The sequence below is a fragment of the Kitasatospora sp. NPDC101235 genome (genome assembly GCF_044767505.1).
In the GTDB taxonomy this organism is placed as follows: Bacteria; Actinomycetota; Actinomycetes; order Streptomycetales; family Streptomycetaceae; genus Kitasatospora.
Genome location: NZ_JBIWNZ010000035.1, coordinates 66,736 through 84,434, shown reverse-complemented (window position 1 = coordinate 84,434; position 17,699 = coordinate 66,736). Strand labels below are relative to the sequence as shown.

The following is a 17,699-nucleotide window of genomic DNA, read 5'->3' as shown; positions in this document are numbered from 1 at the left end:
ACTTTTGGCACGCTGTTGAGTTCTCAAGGAACGGACGCTTCCTTCGGACCGCCTTCCAGCGGACCCTCCGGGCTTCGTTCTTTCGTGCTTCCAGCCTATCAGACGCTTTCCGCTCCGTTTACCAGGGCTTTTCACATCTGAAATCTGGTGTTAACCGCGGAGTCGCGGCGACTCGACCAACCATAGCCGGTCGATGACCGGAGCGCGAATCGAGCCACGCCGGGAGTCCTCCGGGCGGCTGCATGATTTGTTGCTCTCGCGAGCATATACAGCAATGGTCCCGATTCGCCAAGATGCCTGTAGAGTGCGGCGCATCGACCCAGAGGACTAGACCACTCACAGGTCGGTGAGTCGCCGGCCGGGCTGGTGGGCAAGGGCAGGGCCTTCGCCCTGGAATGTCAGAAGATGTCCGAAGTTGACATGATTTAGGCTTCAGTTGATCGTCATGCCGCTCCTCGCGGCCGCTCGCTGTACTGCGCATTTGGGAGGCACAACCATGACCACTGTGACGTCGCCGCTGACCGGCAAGATCGTGGGGCTCGCGGGCGTGCCCGACCCGGTGTTCTCGGGTGCGATGGTCGGCCCGGGCACCGCGATCGACCCCGTTCGTGAGCAGACCACGGCGGTCGCTCCCGTGGACGGTGTCGTCGTCTCCATGCACCCGCACGCGTTCGTCGTCGTGGACGCCGAGGGCCACGGTGTGCTGACCCACCTCGGGATCGACACGGTTCAGCTCAACGGCGAGGGCTTCGAGCTGCTCGTCAACAAGGGCGACACGGTGACCCGCGGTCAGGCCGTCATCAAGTGGGACCCGGCTGCCGTCGAGGCCGCGGGCAAGTCGCCGATCTCGCCGATCGTGGCGCTGGAGGCCACCGCCGAGTCGCTCGGCTCGCTGCGGGAGGACGGCGAGGCCAAGGCGGGCGACCAGCTGTTCAGCTGGAGCTGACCTCTTCCTTCCGACACCCGCCCCGGACGAGATGACGGGGCGGCCCCCACACAGCGGTTCCCGGCGGGGCCGCTCATCTCAGCGGAGACAGGTGACATGGAGAAGACGCTGCGCGGCGTGGGCGTGAGCCACGGGGTCGCGATCGGCCAGGTGCGGCACATGGGGACGGCGGTGCTGGAGCCTCCGGCCACCCAGATCCCGACCGAGGACGCCCCGCGCGAGCAGGCGCGTGCCCAGGCCGCAGTCGAGGCGGTCGCCGCCGACCTCATCGCGCGCGGCAACCTCGCGGGCGGCGAGGCGCAGGCCGTGCTGGAGGCCCAGGCGCTGATGGCGCAGGACCCAGAGCTGATGGCCGACGTGTCCCGCCGGATCGCCGTCGGCAGCAGTGCCGAGCGCGGTGTCTACGACGCGTTCGCGGCCTACCGGGCGCTGCTCGCCTCCGCCGGGGACTACCTGGCCGGGCGGGTCGCCGACCTGGACGACGTGCGCAACCGGATCGTCGCCCGGCTGCTCGGTGTGCCGATGCCGGGCGTGCCCGACAGCGACGAGCCGTACGTGCTGTTCGCGCGGGACCTGGCGCCGGCCGACACCGCGCTGCTCGACCCGACGCTGGTGCTCGGCTTCGTGACCGAGGAGGGCGGGCCGACCAGCCACAGCGCCATCCTGGCCCGGGCGATGGGTGTGCCGGCCGTCGTGGCGCTGCCGGGTGCGATCGAGGTCGGCGAGGGCACCGTCGTCGCGGTGGACGGCAGCTCCGGTGACGTGCTGCTGGAGCCGTCCCAGGAGAAGCAGGACGAGCTGCGGGCGGTCGCCGCCGAGCGCAAGGCCGCGCTCGCCGCCTCCTCCGGCCCGGGGCAGACCTCGGACGGCCACAGGGTGCCGCTGCTGGCCAACGTGGGCGGCCCGGCCGACGTGCCGGCCGCGCTGGAGAACGGCGCCGAGGGCGTCGGCCTGTTCCGCACCGAGTTCCTGTTCCTGGACGACTCGGCGAAGGCGCCCAGCGCCGAGAAGCAGGTCGAGGCGTACCGCAAGGTGCTGGAGGCCTTCCCCGAGGGCCGGGTCGTGGTGCGGGTGCTGGACGCCGGCGCCGACAAGCCGCTGGACTTCCTGACCCCGGCCGACGAGCCGAACCCGGCGCTGGGCGTGCGCGGTCTGCGCACCCTGCTCGAACACCCCGACGTGCTGCGGACCCAGCTCGAGGCGCTCGCCAAGGCGGCCGAGGGCCTGCCGGTGCACCTTGAGGTGATGGCCCCGATGGTGGCCGACCGCAAGGACGCCAAGGACTTCGCGACCGCGTGCCGGGAGGCCGGGCTGGACGCCAAGTTCGGTGCGATGGTCGAGATCCCATCGGCCGCACTGCGCGCCAGGGCGATCCTCCAGGAGGTCGAGTTCCTGTCGCTGGGGACCAACGACCTCGCCCAGTACACCTTCGCGGCCGACCGTCAGGTGGGTGCGCTGGCCCGGCTCCAGGACCCGTGGCAGCCGGCCCTGCTGGACCTGGTCGCCTCGGCGGCCGACGCTGCGCGGGCGAGCGGCAAGAGCTGCGGCGTCTGCGGCGAGGCGGCCTCCGACCCGCTGCTGGCCGTGGTGCTGACCGGTCTGGGCGTCACCAGCCTGTCGATGGGCGCGGCCTCGATCCCCTACGTGCGGACCACGCTCGCCAAGTACACGCTGGCGCAGTGCCGCCGGGCGGCGGAGGCGGCCCGGGCCGCGGACGGTGCCGAGGAGGCGCGGGCCGCCGCGCAGCAGGTGCTCTCGGGCGAGTGAGGACGGAGCGACGCGAAAGGGGTGCCCCCACCCAGGACGGTGGGGGCACCCCTTTCGTGTGCCTCGTCGTGTGCCTGGGGGCCGGTCAGGCCTGGCGGTCGAGGCGGAGCCGCTCGAAGAAGCGCAGGTGCTCGATGTGGTCGACTGAGCCGGGGTTGACGGCCTGCTCCAGCGGGGTGCCGGAGAGGATGCGCTTGACCGGGACCTCGATCCGCTTGCCGGTGAGGGTGTGCGGGAGGCCGCGGACGGCGATGACCTCGTCGGGCACGTGGCGCGGGGAGAGCTCGGTGCGCAGCGAGGTCCGGATGCGGCCGATCACGTCGTCGTTCAACTCCGCACCGGGGGCGAGGACGACGAACAGCGGCATCCAGTAGCCGCCGTCGGGCTCCTCCAGGCCGATGACCAGGGACTCGGCGATCTCGGGGAGGCGCTCGACCACCTCGTAGATGTCCGAGGAGCCCATCCGGACGCCCTGGCGGTTGAGGGTGGAGTCGGAGCGGCCGTGGATGACGACGGTGCCCCGCGAGGTGACGGTGATCCAGTCGCCGTGCCGCCAGATGCCGGGGTACGTGTCGAAGTAGCTGTCGTGGTACCGGGTGCCCTCGGGGTCGTTCCAGAAGCCGGTGGGCATCGACGGGATGGGCTTGGTGACGACGAGTTCGCCGACGGTGTCGGTGTGCGGGTGGCCCTGGACGTCCCAGGACTCGACGGCGGCGCCGAGGCAGGGGGCCTGGATCTCGCCGAGGTACACCGGGAGGGTGGGGACGCCGCCGACGAAGCAGGAGCAGACGTCGGTGCCGCCGCTGACGGAGGCGAGCCAGACGTCCTGCTTGACCTCGTCGTAGATCCAGCGGAAGCCGTCGGGCGGGAGCGGGGAGCCGGTGGTGCCGATGCAGCGTACGGCGGAGAGGTCGAGGTCCCGGCCGGGGTGGAGCTCGGCCTTGCGGCTGGCGATCACGTAGGCGGCGGAGGTGCCGAGGACGGTGGCGCCGGTTCGGGCGGCGACCGACCAGAGGGCGCCGGTGTCGGGGTGGCCGGGGCTGCCGTCGTAGGTGACGATCGTGGACCCGACCAGGAGGCCGGCCAGCAGGAAGTTCCACATCATCCAGCCGGTGGAGGTGTACCAGAGGAACCGGTCCTGGGGGCCGAGGTCGAGGTGGAGGCCGGCCTGCTTGAGGTGTTCGAGGAGGATGCCGCCCTGGCTCTGGACGATCGCCTTGGGCAGGCCGGTGGTGCCGGATGAGTAGAGGACCCAGAGCGGGTGGTCGAAGGGGACCATCTGGAAAACCGGCTCGACCTCGTCGGCGACCAGGTCGTCCCAGTTCAGGGCGCCCTCGGGGGCGGGGGCGCCGAGCAGCGGGACGTGCACGACGGTGTGCAGGCTGGGGAGCTCGCGGCGCAGTTCGGCGACGACCTCGGTGCGGTCGTGGTCCTTGCCGCCGTAGTGGTAGCCGTCGATGGCGAAGAGGACGGCGGGTTCGATCTGCTGGAGGCGGTCGAGGACGCTGCGGGCGCCGAAGTCCGGGGCGCAGCTGGTCCAGACCGCGCCGACCGCTGCGGTGGCGAGCAGGGCGACGGCGGCCTGCGGGACATTGGGCAGGTAGGCGCTGACCCGGTCGCCGGGGCCGATGCCGCGGGCGCGCAGGGCGGCGGCCAGCGAGCCGACCTGGCGGCGGAGTTCGGCCCAGGTGAGGACGGCCGGCTGCTCGGTGGTCTCGTCGAGGTGGAGGATCGCGGGACGGTCGGCGTTGGCCGGGTCTTCGGCGGCGCGCAGGGCGTGCTCGGCGTAGTTGAGGCGGACACCGGGGAACCAGCGGGCGCCGGGCATGGTGGCGTCGGCGAGGATCTCGACCGGGACGGTGGTGCAGTGGTCGGTGGCCAGCCGGACGTCGAACCACTGGGTGATCGCGGTCCAGAACCGGTCGAGGTCCCCGGTGGACCAGGCGTGCAGGTCCGCGTAGCGCTGGGCGGCCTGCTGGTCGTCGGCGACCGGGGCGAGCGGGGCGGCCGGGGCGCCGTGGTGTTCGGCGGCCCAGGCCTGGAAGGCCACGAGGGTGGTGGCGGCGGCGCGAGCGGGGTTCGGGCGCCAGAGCGGCTGATCCTGCGGTGGGGTGCTCACGGTGGTGGTCTCCCGGCCGGTGGTGGGGACGGGAGGGCTCGTGGCAGACCCGTCCGGTTGGGCTGTCGGTGCAGACCATGCCATGTGATCGCCCGCCGCGCCAGGGTCGGCCGGTGGGTGGACGGCAGGTCAGCGGGGGGTGAACTCGCCGCTGAACCAGCGGCGCAGGACGCCGTTGTGGAAGTCCCAGACCAGCGGGGTTTCCGCGGTGGCGAGCAGCCAGCCGTCGGTCTCGTCGGTGGGGCGCGAGGGCGGGAGGTCGGCGAGCGGGCGGGCCGGGAGCAGTCCGCAGAGCATGACGAAGCGGCCGTTGGGGTCGGAGGCGGTGTGGATCAGGGTGACCTCGGCCGGGTCGGCGGGGATGCCGGTCTCCTCGTGCAGTTCGCGCACGCACGCCTGCTGCCAGCTCTCGCCGTAGTCCATGTAGCCGCCGGGGAAGGCGAGTTCGCCGTAGCCGGGTTCGATGGTGCGGCGGATGACGACCAGCGCGGGGTCGGCGTCGGGGCGGGTGACGGGCAGGACGGTGACCGCGACGGGCAGCGGGTTGCGGTAGCTGATCTCGGCGCAGCCGGGGCAGGTGCGCGGCCAGGCGCGGGTGCCGGGCGGGTAGGGCGTGCCGCAGAAGTGGCAGTGCGAGAACGGCCGGTGGGCGGTCTGGATCGCTTCGTCAGTGGTCATGGCCGGATGGTAGCCCGGTGGGTCGACGGTGTTGCCGCGGGCTGCGGAACGTCAGGGGGCCTCGGGGTCGTCGGTCGTGCCGTCGCGGGTGGGGCGGAGCAGCGCCGGGTGCAGCAGGCGGGCGTCGCCGGCGTGGTAGGTGCGGGCGCGGGGGCCGCCGCGGGCGCCGCCGCGCTCGGTGGTGGTGCCGGTGCTCTCGACGAAGCCGGGCACGGACAGCACCTTGCGGTGGAAGTTGCCGGGGTGGAGCTTCTCGTCCCAGACCGCCTCGTAGACGGCGCGGAGCTCGGGGATGGTGAAGTCGTACGGCAGGAAGGCGGTGGCCAGCGGGCTGTACTCGAGTTTGGCGCGCACCCGGTCGAGGCCGTCGGCGAGGATGCGGGCGTGGTCGAAGGCCAGCGTGAGCGGGCCGTGGCCGGTGCGCCCGTCGACGCCACCCCCGTGGGTGTCGGCGGGCGCACCGGCGGCTCGGGACCGGCCGCAGGGCCGGAGGTCCAGGTCGGAGACGGGGTGCCAGGCGGCGGCCGCGGCGTCCGTGCCGGCCTGGGGGTCGGGCAGGTCTGGGGCGAAGGCGAGGTAGGCGACGGAGACGACGTGCATCCGCGGGTCCCGCTCGGGGGCGCCGTAGGTGCCGAGCTGTTCGAGGTGGAGGCGGCAGAGCCTGACCTCGGCCTCGGAAGCGCTCCGCAGGCCCGTCTCCTCGGCGAGCTCGCGGGCGGCCGCCTCGTCCAGGCCTTCCTCGCCGGCCCGCAGGAAGCCGCCGGGCAGCGCCCAACAGCCCTGGTAGGGCGGGGCGCCGCGCTCGACGAGCAGGACGTGCAGGCTGCCGTGGCGCAAGGTCAGGGCGACCACGTCCACGGTGACGGCGATCGGGGCGTAGGCGCGCGGGTCGTACGCGGCGAGCCACTCCTGCTCGGCCTCGGACCCGGTGGGAGGCAGTTGGTCGTCCGCTGCCATCGCCGGGCTCCTCTCCGTGCTCACGGGCGCCGCGTGGCCTGTCTCACCGGCGCTGTTCTTCTCGGGATGAGCACAACGTAGCGATCGGATTCCCCTGCGGCAAATGGTTTTCCCTCTCGGCGGGGACACCCACCTCTAGGCTGTGACCAGGAACTCTGCCAGAGGAGGCCGACATGTCCGCTGCTCCCCCGCCGGGCTTCGCCGCCGCGCTGGCCGCCGGTCCACTGGTGCTCGACGGCGGGATGTCGAACCAGTTGGCGGCGGCCGGGCACGACCTGTCGGACGAACTGTGGTCGGCGCGGCTGCTGGCGGACGACCCGCAGGCGGTGGTGGCCGCGCACCGGGCGTACTTCGCGGCGGGCGCGGACGTCGCGATAACCGCGAGCTACCAGGCGAGCTTCGAGGGCTTCGCGCGCCGAGGGGTCGGCCGGGCACAGGCCGCACGGCTGCTGGCGAGCAGCGTGGAGCTGGCCCGGGAGGCGGCTCGGTCGGAGCCGGGCGGGCGACGGCGCTGGGTGGCGGCCTCGGTGGGCCCGTACGGAGCGGTGCTGGCGGACGGTTCGGAGTACCGGGGCCGGTACGGGCTGAGCGTCGTGGAGCTGGCGGACTTCCACCGGCCGCGGCTGGAGGTGCTGGCGGCGGCCCGGCCGGATGTGCTGGCGCTGGAGACGGTGCCGGACGCGGACGAGGCGCGGGCGCTGCTGGGGCTGGTGCGCGGGCTGGGGGTGCCGGCCTGGCTTTCGTACAGCATCGAGGGCGACCGGACCAGGGCCGGGCAGCCGCTGGCGGAGGCCTTCGCGCCGGCCGCTGATGTGGATGAGGTGGTCGCGGTGGGCGTCAATTGCTGTACGCCGCAGGACGCGGACCGGGCGGTGGCGGTGGCCGCCGAGGTGACAGGGAAGCCGGTGGTGGTCTACCCGAACAGCGGGGAGAGCTGGGACGCCGCCCGCCGGGGCTGGTGCGGCGAGCCGACCTTCCGCTCGGCGCGGGTGGGCGGCTGGCTCGCGGACGGGGCGCGGCTGGTGGGCGGCTGCTGCCGGGTCGGGACGGACGGGATCGCGGCGCTGGCGGCGCAGGTGGCGGTGCTGCGGGCGCAGCGGGCGGGGGCGGTGGGCTGAGGCGGCGCGGCGCGGCCCGCGGTTCGGGCCGCACGCGGACGGGGTTACCCGGGGGGAAGGTGCACGGAGTCGGCGCGGCCTGGCAGACTCGTCCCGTCACCACTGCGGTCGACATTGTCGACTGCCTGTCAGCGCGGAGGTACCCATGCCCGGCCCGATCCAGTCGCTTTCCCGGGCCGCCGCGATCATGCGCCTGCTGGCCGGCGGCGAGCGCCGGCTCGGCCTGTCCGAGGTCGCGACGGCACTGGACCTGGCCAAGGGCACCGCGCACGGCATCCTGCGCACACTGCAGCAGGAGGGGTTCGTCGAGCAGGACCCGGAGAGCGGCAAGTACCAGCTGGGCGCCGAACTGCTGCGGCTGGGGCAGAGCTACCTGGACGTGCACGAGCTGCGGGCGCGGGCGCTGGTGTGGGCGGACGACCTGGCCCGGGCGGCCGGGGAGACGGTCTACCTGGGGGTGCTGCACCAGCAGGGCGTGCTGATCGTGCACCACGTGTTCCGGCCGGACGACACCCGGCAGGTACTGGAGGTGGGCTCGATGCAGCCGCTGCACAGCACCGCGCTGGGCAAGGTGCTGGTGGCCTACGACCCGGTCGCGCGCGGGGAGTTGGGCGACGGGCCGTACGAGTCGTACACCATGCGGACGCTGACCGGGGCGGCCGACGTGGACGCCGAGTGCGCGCTGATCCGGGAGCGCGGCTGGGCGGACTCGATCGAGGAGACCTGGGAGGGCGTGGCCTCGATCGGCGCGCTGATCCAGGACCGGCGGCGCAACCCGGTGGGCGCGGTGTGCATCAGCGGGGCGGTCGAGCGGGTCTGCGAGGACGGCTTCGTGAAGCCCACGCTGGTGGCCTCGGTGCGCAGCGCGGCGCGGGCGATCTCCCGCGACCTGGGCGCCGGGCGGTTCTGAGTACATCCGGGGACGGCTCGCGACGGGCCGTCGATTCGTCACGCTGAGGCGCGGACGGGCGAGAGGCCTGTCCGCGCCTCTGGCGTTTTGTCCTGTTTCGGGGCGCTCCGCTCGGTAACGTCGACGGACCGGTCGAGGCGAGGGTCACAGCTCCGTAACCCTGCCTTGACGCGGGGGCGACCTGGGGAGGAAGCTTCCGCATGACGGTCGACATTGTCGAACGATGGCCGGGAAGATCACTCCCACAGTGCGCTCACCCGCACAGCGATCGACCAGTCACCTGCCCCCACCCACCCTCCGGGCCATATGGACAAGGGAGTCTTTGTGTCCGCGTTCTCCAACGGCGACGTCTTCGTCGGCGAAACCCTCGGCACCGCCGCCCTGATACTCCTCGGCGGCGGCGTCTGCGCCGCCGTGACCCTCAAGAAGTCGAAGGCCGTCAACGCCGGCTGGCTGGCGATCACCTTCGGCTGGGGATTTGCGGTCCTCATCGCCGCCTACATGTCGGCTCCGAAGTCCGGTGCCCACCTCAACCCGGCCGTCACCATCGCGCTCGCGGTCAAGAGCGGCGAGTGGAGCCAGGTGCCGCTCTACATCGGCTCCCAGCTGCTCGGCGCGATCATCGGCGCCGTGCTGGTCTGGGCCACCTACCTGGGCCAGTTCAACGCGAACAAGGAACCCACCCTCGGCATCTTCTCGACCGGCCCCGAGATCCGGAACCCGATCCAGAACGTGATCACCGAGGTCATCGGCACCTTCGTGCTCTGCTTCGCGATCCTCACCATCGGCACCAACTCCGGCCTCTCCCAGTCCGGCACCGGCACCCTGATGGTCGCCTTCACCGTCGTCGGCATCGGCCTCTCGCTGGGCGGCCCGACCGGCTACGCGATCAACCCGGCCCGTGACCTCGGCCCGCGCATCGCGCACACCCTGCTGCCGATCCCGAACAAGGGCGGCTCCGACTGGTCGTACGCCTGGATCCCGGTCGTCGGCCCGGTCCTGGGCGGCCTGGCGGCCGGTGGCGTCTACAACGCCATCTTCTAGAGGACGGGTTCGACCCCTCCGAGCACGGGGACTGACCGAGCAAGCGCGTCAGGCCCACCCACCCCGTAACCCCCGAACCCGAGCCGAGGACCCTCCCCATGACCTCCACCGGTAACTACATCGCCGCGATCGACCAGGGCACCACCTCCAGCCGCTGCATCATCTTCGGCGCCGACGGCCGGATCGTCGCCGTCGACCAGCAGGAGCACCGGCAGATCTTCCCCCAGCCCGGCTACGTCGAGCACGACGCCGCCGAGATCTGGACCCGGGTGCAGTCGGTCGTCCGCGGCGCGCTGGAGAAGGCCGGCCTGACCAAGGACGACATCCGCGCGATCGGCATCACCAACCAGCGCGAGACCACCGTCCTGTGGGACAAGAACACCGGCGAGCCGGTGCACAACGCGCTGGTGTGGCAGGACACCCGCACCGAGGCGCTCTGCCGCGAGCTGGGCCGCAACGTCGGCCAGGACCGCTTCCGCCGCGAGACCGGCCTCCCGCTGGCCAGTTACTTCGCCGGCCCGAAGATCCGCTGGCTGCTGGACAACGTCGAGGGCCTGCGCGAGCGCGCCGAGGCCGGCGACATCCTCTTCGGCACCATGGACACCTGGGTGATCTGGAACCTCACCGGCGGTGTCAACGGCGGCAAGCACGTCACGGACGTCACCAACGCCAGCCGCACCATGCTGATGAACCTGCACACCCTGCAGTGGGACGAGAAGATCGCCGAGTCGATGGACGTGCCGATGGCCGTCCTGCCGGAGATCCGCTCCTCCGCCGAGGTGTACGGCGAGGCCGTCGGCGACCTGGCCGGCGTCCCGGTCGCCTCCGCGCTCGGCGACCAGCAGGCCGCGCTGTTCGGCCAGACCTGCTTCGACGAGGGCGAGGCCAAGTCCACCTACGGCACCGGCACCTTCCTGCTGCTGAACACCGGCGAGAAGGTCGTCAACTCGTACCACGGCCTGCTGACCACCGTCGGCTACCGGATCGGCGACCAGGCCCCGGTGTACGCGCTGGAGGGCTCGATCGCCGTCACCGGCTCGCTCGTCCAGTGGCTGCGCGACCAGCTCGGCATCATCTCCACCGCCGCCGAGATCGAGACCCTCGCCAACACCGTCGAGGACAACGGCGGCGCCTACTTCGTCCCGGCCTTCTCCGGCCTGTTCGCCCCGTACTGGCGCTCCGACGCCCGCGGTGTGATCGCCGGCCTGACCCGGTACGTCACCAAGGGCCACCTGGCCCGGGCCGTCCTGGAGGCCACCGCCTGGCAGACCCGCGAGGTCGTCGACGCCATGCAGAAGGACTCCGGGGTCGAGCTCACCGCCCTCAAGGTCGACGGCGGCATGACCAGCAACAACCTGCTCATGCAGAACATCGCCGACGTCCTGGACGCCCCGGTCGAGCGCCCGTACGTGGCCGAGACCACCGCCCTCGGCGCCGCCTACGCGGCCGGTCTCGCCGTCGGCTTCTGGAACGACCTCGACACCCTGCGGGCCAACTGGCACCGCGCCGCCGAGTGGACCCCGCGCATGGACGAGGCCACTCGGGAGCGTGAGTACAAGAAGTGGCTCAAGGCCGTGGAGCGCACCATGGGCTGGGTGGAGGAGGAAGAGAACAACTGACCGACAAGCCGGTCGGGGCCCCGGGCCCCGACCGGCCGCCCGCTGTTCCGGCAACGGGCGTCACCGTGTTTCACCGGCCCGCCGCACCGGGCCGACCGGCCTCTCCCGTAGGGGCCACACCGCACACGAGAGGAGTAACGGCGCCGCCCGACCCGCGCGCCGTACACAACCACCATGGCAACCATCCCGACCCTGGGCGCCGAGCGCACCGCCGGCCACACCGCCTCCCGCGCCGAGACCCGCGAGCTGCTCGGCAAGGCCACCTACGACCTGCTGGTGATCGGGGGCGGCATCCTCGGCACGGCCGTCGCCTGGACCGCCTCCCAGGCCGGCCTGAAGGTCGCCATGGTCGACGCCGGCGACTTCGCCGGCGCCACCTCCAGCGCCTCCTCCAAGCTCGTCCACGGCGGTCTGCGCTACCTCCAGACCGGTGCGGTCAAGCTGGTCGCGGAGAACCACAAGGAGCGCCGCGCGCTCTCCACCGACGTGGCCCCGCACCTGGTCAACCCGCTGACCTTCTTCGTGCCGGTCTACAAGGGCGGCCCGCACGGCGCCGCCAAGCTCGGCGCCGGCGTCTTCCTGTACTCGGCGCTGTCCGCCTTCCGCGACGGCATGGGCCGGGTCTCCACCGCCGCACACGCCGCCCAGCAGGTGCCCGCGCTGCGCACCGAGGGCCTGCGCTCGGTGGCCGTCTACGGCGACCACCAGATGAACGACTCGCGCGTCGCCGTGATGACCGTGCGCGCCGCGGTCGACGCCGGCGCCGTGGTGCTCAACCACGCCGAGGTCACCGGGCTGCGCTTCACCGGCGGCCGGGTCACCGGTGCCGAGGTCCGCGACCGCCTGGACGGCAGCGAGTTCGGCATCGACGCCCGCCTGGTGCTGAACGCCACCGGCCCGTGGGTGGACCACCTGCGCAAGATGGAGGACTCCGGCGCCGCGCCGTCGATCCGCCTCTCCAAGGGCGCGCACGTGGTCGTCAAGCGCCGTTCGCCGTGGCGCGCCGCGCTGACCATCCCGATCGACAAGTACCGCGTCTCCTTCGCCATCCCGTGGGAGGACCACGTCCTGCTCGGCACCACCGACGAGGAGTACACCGGCGACCCGAAGGACGTCCGGGCCACCGAGGCGGACATCGACCAGATCATGGGCGAGGCCGCGCACGCGATCCGCGACGAGCACCTCGACCGCGACCTGATCACCTACTCCTTCGCCGGCCTGCGGGTGCTGCCGGGCGGCCCGGGCGACACGGCCGCCGCCAAGCGCGAGACCGTCGTCACCGAGGGCCGCGGCGGCATGCTGTCGGTCTCCGGCGGCAAGTGGACCACCTACCGGCACATCGGCCGCACCGTGCTGGAGAAGCTGGCCCACGTGCCCGGCACCAGCCTCGGCGAGGACATGTCCCCGATCGCCCCGACCGTCCCGCTGCCGGGCGTCGGCGCGCCGAACGCGGTGGCGCACCGCCTGCTGATCGACCGTGAGCCGGGCTCGCGGATGGAGCCGCTGGTGGCCAAGCACCTGGCCAGCCACTACGGCACCCTGTCCTTCGAGATCGCCCGCATGATCGACGAGAACCCGGAGCTCGGCCGGCCGATCCACGAGGACGGTCCGGACGTCTGGGCGCAGGTCGCGTACGCGGCGGACAACGAGTGGGCGTACACCACGGACGACGTGCTGCGCCGCCGCACCACGATGACGGTGCGCGGGCTGGACACCCCGGAGATCCGGGCCGAGGTCGAGGCCTTCCTCGCGAAGCGCACCAAGTAGGCGCGGCTCGGCGCCGTACGGTCCGAGGACGTTCGCAGGGCGGGCACTCCGGGGTTTCCCGGGGGTGCCCGCCCTTTCGCACTCGTGCGTGCACAATGCGTCACGATCCCATCAACTTCCTAAGGAAATATTCAGAATCTGGACGGATTTGCGCCGATTTATCATGATCATCATCCCTGATGATCTTGCTTATGCTCCGGACCTCTTCGACCAAGAGTGAGCCAAGGAGCTCCCATGCACGTTCCAAAGCGGGCCCTCGTCGGTCCGCTGTCCCTCGCGGTGGCGCTGTCGCTGTCGCTGGCCGGCGGGGCGCCGGTCGCGTTCGCGGCCAAGCCCCACCCCAAGCCCTCCCCCGGTAAGCCGCCGACGGCGGCCGCCATCGACCCGACCGGCAGCATCGCCGCCGCCCGGGTTGCCGCGCGCACCACCGGCCAACGCGTCGAGGCGGCGTCCGAGCGCAGCGAGGTGTCCACCACCTGGGTCAACCCGGACGGCACGCTCACCACCGAACTCGCCGCCGGGCCGGTCCGCTTCCTGCGCGACGGCACGTGGACCGACGTCGACCTGACGCTCAAGCAGGCGCCCGACGGCTCGGTGGCCCCCGCCGCACACCCGCACGGGATGAAGCTGGCCGGCCCCGGCGGCAAACGGCCCCGCACCCTCGCCGAGTCGCAGGCCGCCACCGCGCCCACCGCCGCCGAGCCCGCCCGCACCCTGGTGTCGCTCGGCTCCGGCGACGACGAGCTGGCGCTGGAGTGGAAGGGCGGCCTGCCCGCGCCCGAGCTGGACGGCCCGCGCGCCGTCTACCGGGACGCGATCGGCGACGGCGCCGGGGACCTCGTCGTCGAGGCCAACCGGAACGGCTTCGAGCAGTTCGTCACGCTCAAGCAGCGCCCGGCGGGCGGGAGCTACTCGTACACCATGCCGTTCCGGGCCAAGGGCCTGAAGGCCGTGGCGCAGCCGGACGGCGGCGTGCTGTTCACCGACCGGAAGAACGGGCAGAAGCGCGCCGTGCTGCCCGCGCCGGTGATGTGGGACGCCACCACCGCGACCGGGTCGAGCGAGCACCCCCGGCAGGCCAAGGTCGACCTCAAGGTCGTCCAGCACGGTGACGACGTCGACCTGGTCTTCACCCCCGACGCCGCCTTCCTGGCCGACCCGGCCACCGCGTATCCGGTGACCGTCGACCCGTCCACCAGCGGGCTCGGCAACGCCCTCGACACCCGGGTCCAGAAGGGCGAGACGGTCGACTGGTCGGCCGATGTCGAGCTGTACTGGGGCAACCCCGGCACCAAGAACGCCGACGGCAGCTCGCGCGAGGCCCGTTCGCTGATCAACTGGAACACCTCCTCGATCGCGGACGCGCTGGTCCAGAACGCCACGCTGTCGCTGTACAACATCCACTCCGGCAACACCGACTGCCTGCCCTACACCTGGGAGGTGTGGGACACCGGGCTCGCCTCCACCGCCTCGCGCTGGACCAACCAGCCGGCCTGGAACGCCAGGAAGGCCACTTCCACCGAGACCAAGGGCCGCGACAACTGCGGCGGCGACGGCTGGATCACCGCCAACGTCACCGACCTCGTCCAGGGCTGGGCCTCGGCGAAGAACCAGGTCTCCGGGATGGGCCTGAGGGCGCCCGACGAGGTCAACACCAAGTACTGGAAGGAGGTGAACTCCGCCAACGCCGCCACCGACGTGCCCAAGCTGACGGTCAACTACAACTACCGTCCGCGCACCGGCACCAAGCAGGAGGCCGGTCCGCCGTTCCTCCAGGACGGCACCGGCACCTGGCGGGTCGACACCACCACCCCGGTGCTGCGGGACACCTTCATCGACCCCGACGGCGACAAGGTGACCGGAACCTTCCAGCTGGTCGACGCCATCTCCGGCGCACAGGTCGGCAACGTCAACGTCTCCGGCTACGTACCCAGCGGCACCCCCGCCGAGGTCACCGTGCCGGCGGGCCTGCTCCAGTACGGCCACACCTACCGGTTCCGCAGCTCGCCCTACGACGGCCTGCACTACAACCTGGGCTGGTCCGCCTGGGCCACCTTCAGCGTCAGCCCGCTGCCGGACGTGCCGAGCCAGCTGCAGACCGGCGCCCAGCAGACCCTCACGCCGGTGCTCTCCGCCCTGGTCACCAACCCCAACCAGGGCCGGATCCGGACCGAGTTCGCGCTCAAGGGCCGAACCGGCCAGCCGCTGCCGACCTCGATCGCCCCGGTGTGGGCGGAGAGCGGCACCCGGGCCTCCGTCCAGCTGCCGGACGGCGCGGTGGCCGACGGCGGGGACTACACCTGGGCCGTGCGCGCCTGCGCCGCCGTCGGCTGCTCCGCGTGGACCGCCGACCAGCCGCTGGCCGTCCGCGTCCAGGCCCCGCCGGTCCAGCCCGCGCCGACCACCGTGGTCCTCACCGGCGCCGCCCTCGCGGACGCCTCGGCGGCCACGGCCGGCGGCGGCTGCGACACCGGCACGTGCCCGGCCGCCGACCCGGCCGAGCTGCGGATCGGCACCACGCCCGACGGCAGCAGCTGGACCAGCTGGCTCAAGCCCGACCTGTCGGCCGTCCCGGCCGGCTCCCGGGTGATCGGCGGCAAGCTCGAACTGACCCGCTCGGACTGCGCGGCCGGTACCGCCGGCTGCGACGAGACCGCGGTGGACGTCTTCCAGCTCGGCAGCGCCTGGGCTCCCGGCCAGGGCGGTGCGGCACTGACCGCGGCCGCCGGCGCGGAGAGCTACGCCTCCGCCGCCAAGCTGTCGGAGACCGACCTGGCCGCGCTGGTCGGCTCGTGGATCGAGAAGGGCGAGGCCTACGGCCTGGCGCTGCGGCCGCCGGCCGGCTGGACCGGTGCGGCCCGCTACTCCTCGGCCACCGCCGCCGACCCGGCGCGGCGGCCGAAGCTGACCCTCGACTACCTGGCGCCGACCGCGCCGGGCGCGGCCGAGCTGGTGGCCGCCGTCGGCGGCGACGCCGGTCTGGTCGTCACCTGGAACGCCCCGGCCGACCGCGGTTCGGTCGGCGACGTCGGCTACACCGTCCGGGTCGAGACCTCGGCCGGCGCCCCGGTCCAGGAGGTCACCACCGGCGACCTGCGGGCCGTGTTCACCGGCCTCGACAACGCCCTCTCGTACCGCGCGGTGGTCACCGCCCGCAACAGCTACGGCACCGCCGCCCCGGTCGCCTCGGCCGTGGTCCAGGGCACGCCGACGGCCGGCGGCCCGAACCAGTACCGCGGCTACGTGCAGGAGTACCTGGACGCCCGCAACAAGATCAAGATGAAGGCCGGGTTCACCGCGCCGGACGCCGCCGCCGAGGCCGCGCACGGCACCGTCTTCGTCGACCTGCTGGCCACCCAGGAGGCCTCGCTGGTCGCCAACCGCGAGGCGCTGGCGACCCAGAACCAGCTGTACACGGCCGCCGCGGTCAGCCTGACCGACGTGGTGGTCGACCAGCAGACGGCCGGCAAGGTCGTCGTGCGGGCCACCGTCAAGGACTCGGTGATGATCCGGTCGGGCGGTGTGGACTCGCCGAGCGAGAGCGCCGGCCCGAAGCGGTTCGAGTTCGCCGTCGGCACCGCCGCGGTGATGGTCTCCGAGGCCGACGACCTCGCGGCCCAGCAGAAGCTGTCCTCCTCCGCGGCCGCCCAGGCCCAGGTCGACGTGGCCGACGCCGCACAGCCCGACCCGGCGGACGCCCAGAAGGCCGTGCCGCTGGACGCCAACGGCTTCCCGGTCCAACCGGCGCAGCCGGCCGCCGGCGCCGTCCAGGCCGGGTACAACTACAACGGCACCGCCGACTGGGCCCGCCGCAACGTCAACATCGGCTGGGACTTCCCCCAGGACTGCACCAACTTCGTCTCCAAGGCCCTCTACTACGGTGGCGGCATGCGCACCCGGTACGGCTTCAAGACCTGGGACAGTGCCTGGTGGACCAACGACTACTGGCTGTTCGGCTGGCACAAGAACCGCAGCTACACCTGGGCCGGCGCGGCCAACCTGCACCGGCACCTGCTGAACTACCGGTACTCGACCTGGCTGCGCTGGACCTCCGAGGCGCGCCCCGGCGACGTGGTGTTCTTCAAGTGGCGCAACGAGTCGCGGATCAACCACGCCGCGATCGTGGTGAGCTGGGGCGCCCGGATGGAGCTGCGCCAGCACGGCCGGCAGGGTGTCACCACCCTGAACGAGGTGCTGTCGTACTACCGGCAGAAGGGCGACCCGATCGAGTGGTTCGTCGTCGTCCGCCCGCTCGGGACCAACTGATGGCGGCGGGGCGGCCGGTGGCGGCCGCACTGGCGGCCGTGCTCTCGGCCGCCCTCCTGGCCGGATGTTCGAGCGGCACGGAGGACGACCGGCTGCAGCACTCGGCCGACTACTCCGCCCATCCGCACCTGAAGGTCACCGGCTACCCCGTGCCGGAGACGCTGGGCCTGGTCCAGCAGGTGGTGTGGCGGCTGGCCGACGGCTCCGCGGACCGGTTGGTGAAGCTGGCCGCCGCGGAGGGCCCGGCCGACGCACGCCGGGCGGCGGCCGAGGAGTGGGTCCGCGCCTACGGGCCGGGCGCCGCCGGGGAGGTCACCGCCGACTTCGGTGACGACCCGGCGAACCGGCAGACCGTACGGCTCACCTTCCACGGCACCGGCCAGGTGAAGGAGCTGACGCTCCGCATGGACGGTCCGGACGGCGGGGGCGGCTGGCGGGTCCTGCTGAACTGATCCCGCCAGGCCCGGTCGTGGCCCGGACAAGGAACGAACGGGCGGGCGCTCCTTCG

The 17,699-nt window shown here is 72.6% G+C and carries 12 protein-coding genes; 9 read left to right on the top strand and 3 right to left on the bottom strand.

The window, feature by feature from the left end; genetic code table 11:
- The first annotated feature begins 496 nt into the window (after positions 1-496).
- On the top strand, positions 497-946 hold the full coding sequence (locus tag ACIRRH_RS37780; RefSeq protein ID WP_403076762.1) for a PTS glucose transporter subunit IIA: 450 nt from the start codon (positions 497-499) through the stop codon (positions 944-946).
- 96 nt (positions 947-1,042) lie between these two features.
- Positions 1,043-2,713, top strand: a complete 1,671-nt coding sequence (gene ptsP, locus ACIRRH_RS37775; protein ID WP_403076759.1) for a phosphoenolpyruvate--protein phosphotransferase — start codon at positions 1,043-1,045, stop codon at positions 2,711-2,713.
- Positions 2,714-2,798: 85 nt separating this feature from the next.
- Here ptsP and ACIRRH_RS37770 read toward each other — a convergent pair whose 3' ends face one another.
- From ACIRRH_RS37770 to ACIRRH_RS37760, 3 genes are read right to left on the bottom strand one after another with little or no spacing between them, the layout of a single operon-like run.
- Positions 2,799-4,916, bottom strand: a complete 2,118-nt coding sequence (locus tag ACIRRH_RS37770) for an acetoacetate--CoA ligase (RefSeq protein ID WP_403076757.1) — start codon at positions 4,914-4,916, stop codon at positions 2,799-2,801.
- A 45-nt stretch (positions 4,917-4,961) separates the two neighbouring features.
- Complete coding sequence (locus ACIRRH_RS37765; RefSeq protein WP_403076755.1) at positions 4,962-5,510, bottom strand: NUDIX domain-containing protein; 549 nt, start codon at positions 5,508-5,510, stop codon at positions 4,962-4,964.
- A 51-nt stretch (positions 5,511-5,561) separates the two neighbouring features.
- A complete protein-coding gene (locus ACIRRH_RS37760) occupies positions 5,562-6,467 on the bottom strand; it encodes an NUDIX hydrolase (RefSeq protein WP_403076752.1) in 906 nt (301 codons plus the stop codon).
- 173 nt (positions 6,468-6,640) lie between these two features.
- Here ACIRRH_RS37760 and mmuM point away from each other — a divergent pair, with 173 nt between their 5' ends.
- The 7 genes from mmuM to ACIRRH_RS37725 all read left to right on the top strand — a co-directional run bounded on the left by mmuM (position 6,641) and on the right by ACIRRH_RS37725 (position 17,643).
- Positions 6,641-7,585, top strand: coding sequence for a homocysteine S-methyltransferase (gene mmuM / locus ACIRRH_RS37755; protein WP_403076749.1), 945 nt, complete (start codon positions 6,641-6,643; stop codon positions 7,583-7,585).
- A gap of 145 nt (positions 7,586-7,730) precedes the next feature.
- On the top strand, positions 7,731-8,495 hold the full coding sequence (locus ACIRRH_RS37750) for an IclR family transcriptional regulator (RefSeq protein ID WP_403076746.1): 765 nt from the start codon (positions 7,731-7,733) through the stop codon (positions 8,493-8,495).
- A gap of 324 nt (positions 8,496-8,819) precedes the next feature.
- Positions 8,820-9,539: an MIP/aquaporin family protein gene (locus ACIRRH_RS37745; RefSeq protein ID WP_403076743.1), complete on the top strand. Its 720-nt coding sequence runs from the start codon at positions 8,820-8,822 to the stop codon at positions 9,537-9,539.
- Between the two features lie 98 nt (positions 9,540-9,637).
- Positions 9,638-11,158, top strand: a complete 1,521-nt coding sequence (gene glpK, locus ACIRRH_RS37740; protein ID WP_403076741.1) for a glycerol kinase GlpK — start codon at positions 9,638-9,640, stop codon at positions 11,156-11,158.
- A 174-nt stretch (positions 11,159-11,332) separates the two neighbouring features.
- Positions 11,333-12,925: an FAD-dependent oxidoreductase gene (locus tag ACIRRH_RS37735; RefSeq protein WP_403076739.1), complete on the top strand. Its 1,593-nt coding sequence runs from the start codon at positions 11,333-11,335 to the stop codon at positions 12,923-12,925.
- A 234-nt stretch (positions 12,926-13,159) separates the two neighbouring features.
- Positions 13,160-17,191 (top strand): DNRLRE domain-containing protein, encoded by a 4,032-nt coding sequence (locus tag ACIRRH_RS37730; RefSeq protein WP_403076737.1) that lies wholly within the window; start codon positions 13,160-13,162, stop codon positions 17,189-17,191.
- Positions 17,191-17,643, top strand: a complete 453-nt coding sequence (locus tag ACIRRH_RS37725; protein WP_403076734.1) for a hypothetical protein — start codon at positions 17,191-17,193, stop codon at positions 17,641-17,643. The genes ACIRRH_RS37730 and ACIRRH_RS37725 overlap by 1 nt, the downstream gene beginning before the upstream one ends.
- Positions 17,644-17,699 lie beyond the last annotated feature (56 nt).

What these genes read in the sequence shown, in the direction of transcription:
- ACIRRH_RS37780 (WP_403076762.1), top strand. Translation starts at nt 497, where the DNA reads ATGACCACTGTGACGTCGCCGCTGACCGGCAAGATCGTGGGGCTCGCG.
- ptsP (WP_403076759.1), top strand. Translation starts at nt 1,043, where the DNA reads ATGGAGAAGACGCTGCGCGGCGTGGGCGTGAGCCACGGGGTCGCGATC.
- ACIRRH_RS37770 (WP_403076757.1), bottom strand. Translation starts at nt 4,916, where the DNA reads ATGGCATGGTCTGCACCGACAGCCCAACCGGACGGGTCTGCCACGAGC.
- ACIRRH_RS37765 (WP_403076755.1), bottom strand. Translation starts at nt 5,510, where the DNA reads ATGACCACTGACGAAGCGATCCAGACCGCCCACCGGCCGTTCTCGCAC.
- ACIRRH_RS37760 (WP_403076752.1), bottom strand. Translation starts at nt 6,467, where the DNA reads ATGGCAGCGGACGACCAACTGCCTCCCACCGGGTCCGAGGCCGAGCAG.
- mmuM (WP_403076749.1), top strand. Translation starts at nt 6,641, where the DNA reads ATGTCCGCTGCTCCCCCGCCGGGCTTCGCCGCCGCGCTGGCCGCCGGT.
- ACIRRH_RS37750 (WP_403076746.1), top strand. Translation starts at nt 7,731, where the DNA reads ATGCCCGGCCCGATCCAGTCGCTTTCCCGGGCCGCCGCGATCATGCGC.
- glpK (WP_403076741.1), top strand. Translation starts at nt 9,638, where the DNA reads ATGACCTCCACCGGTAACTACATCGCCGCGATCGACCAGGGCACCACC.
- ACIRRH_RS37735 (WP_403076739.1), top strand. Translation starts at nt 11,333, where the DNA reads ATGGCAACCATCCCGACCCTGGGCGCCGAGCGCACCGCCGGCCACACC.
- ACIRRH_RS37730 (WP_403076737.1), top strand. Translation starts at nt 13,160, where the DNA reads ATGCACGTTCCAAAGCGGGCCCTCGTCGGTCCGCTGTCCCTCGCGGTG.
- ACIRRH_RS37725 (WP_403076734.1), top strand. Translation starts at nt 17,191, where the DNA reads ATGGCGGCGGGGCGGCCGGTGGCGGCCGCACTGGCGGCCGTGCTCTCG.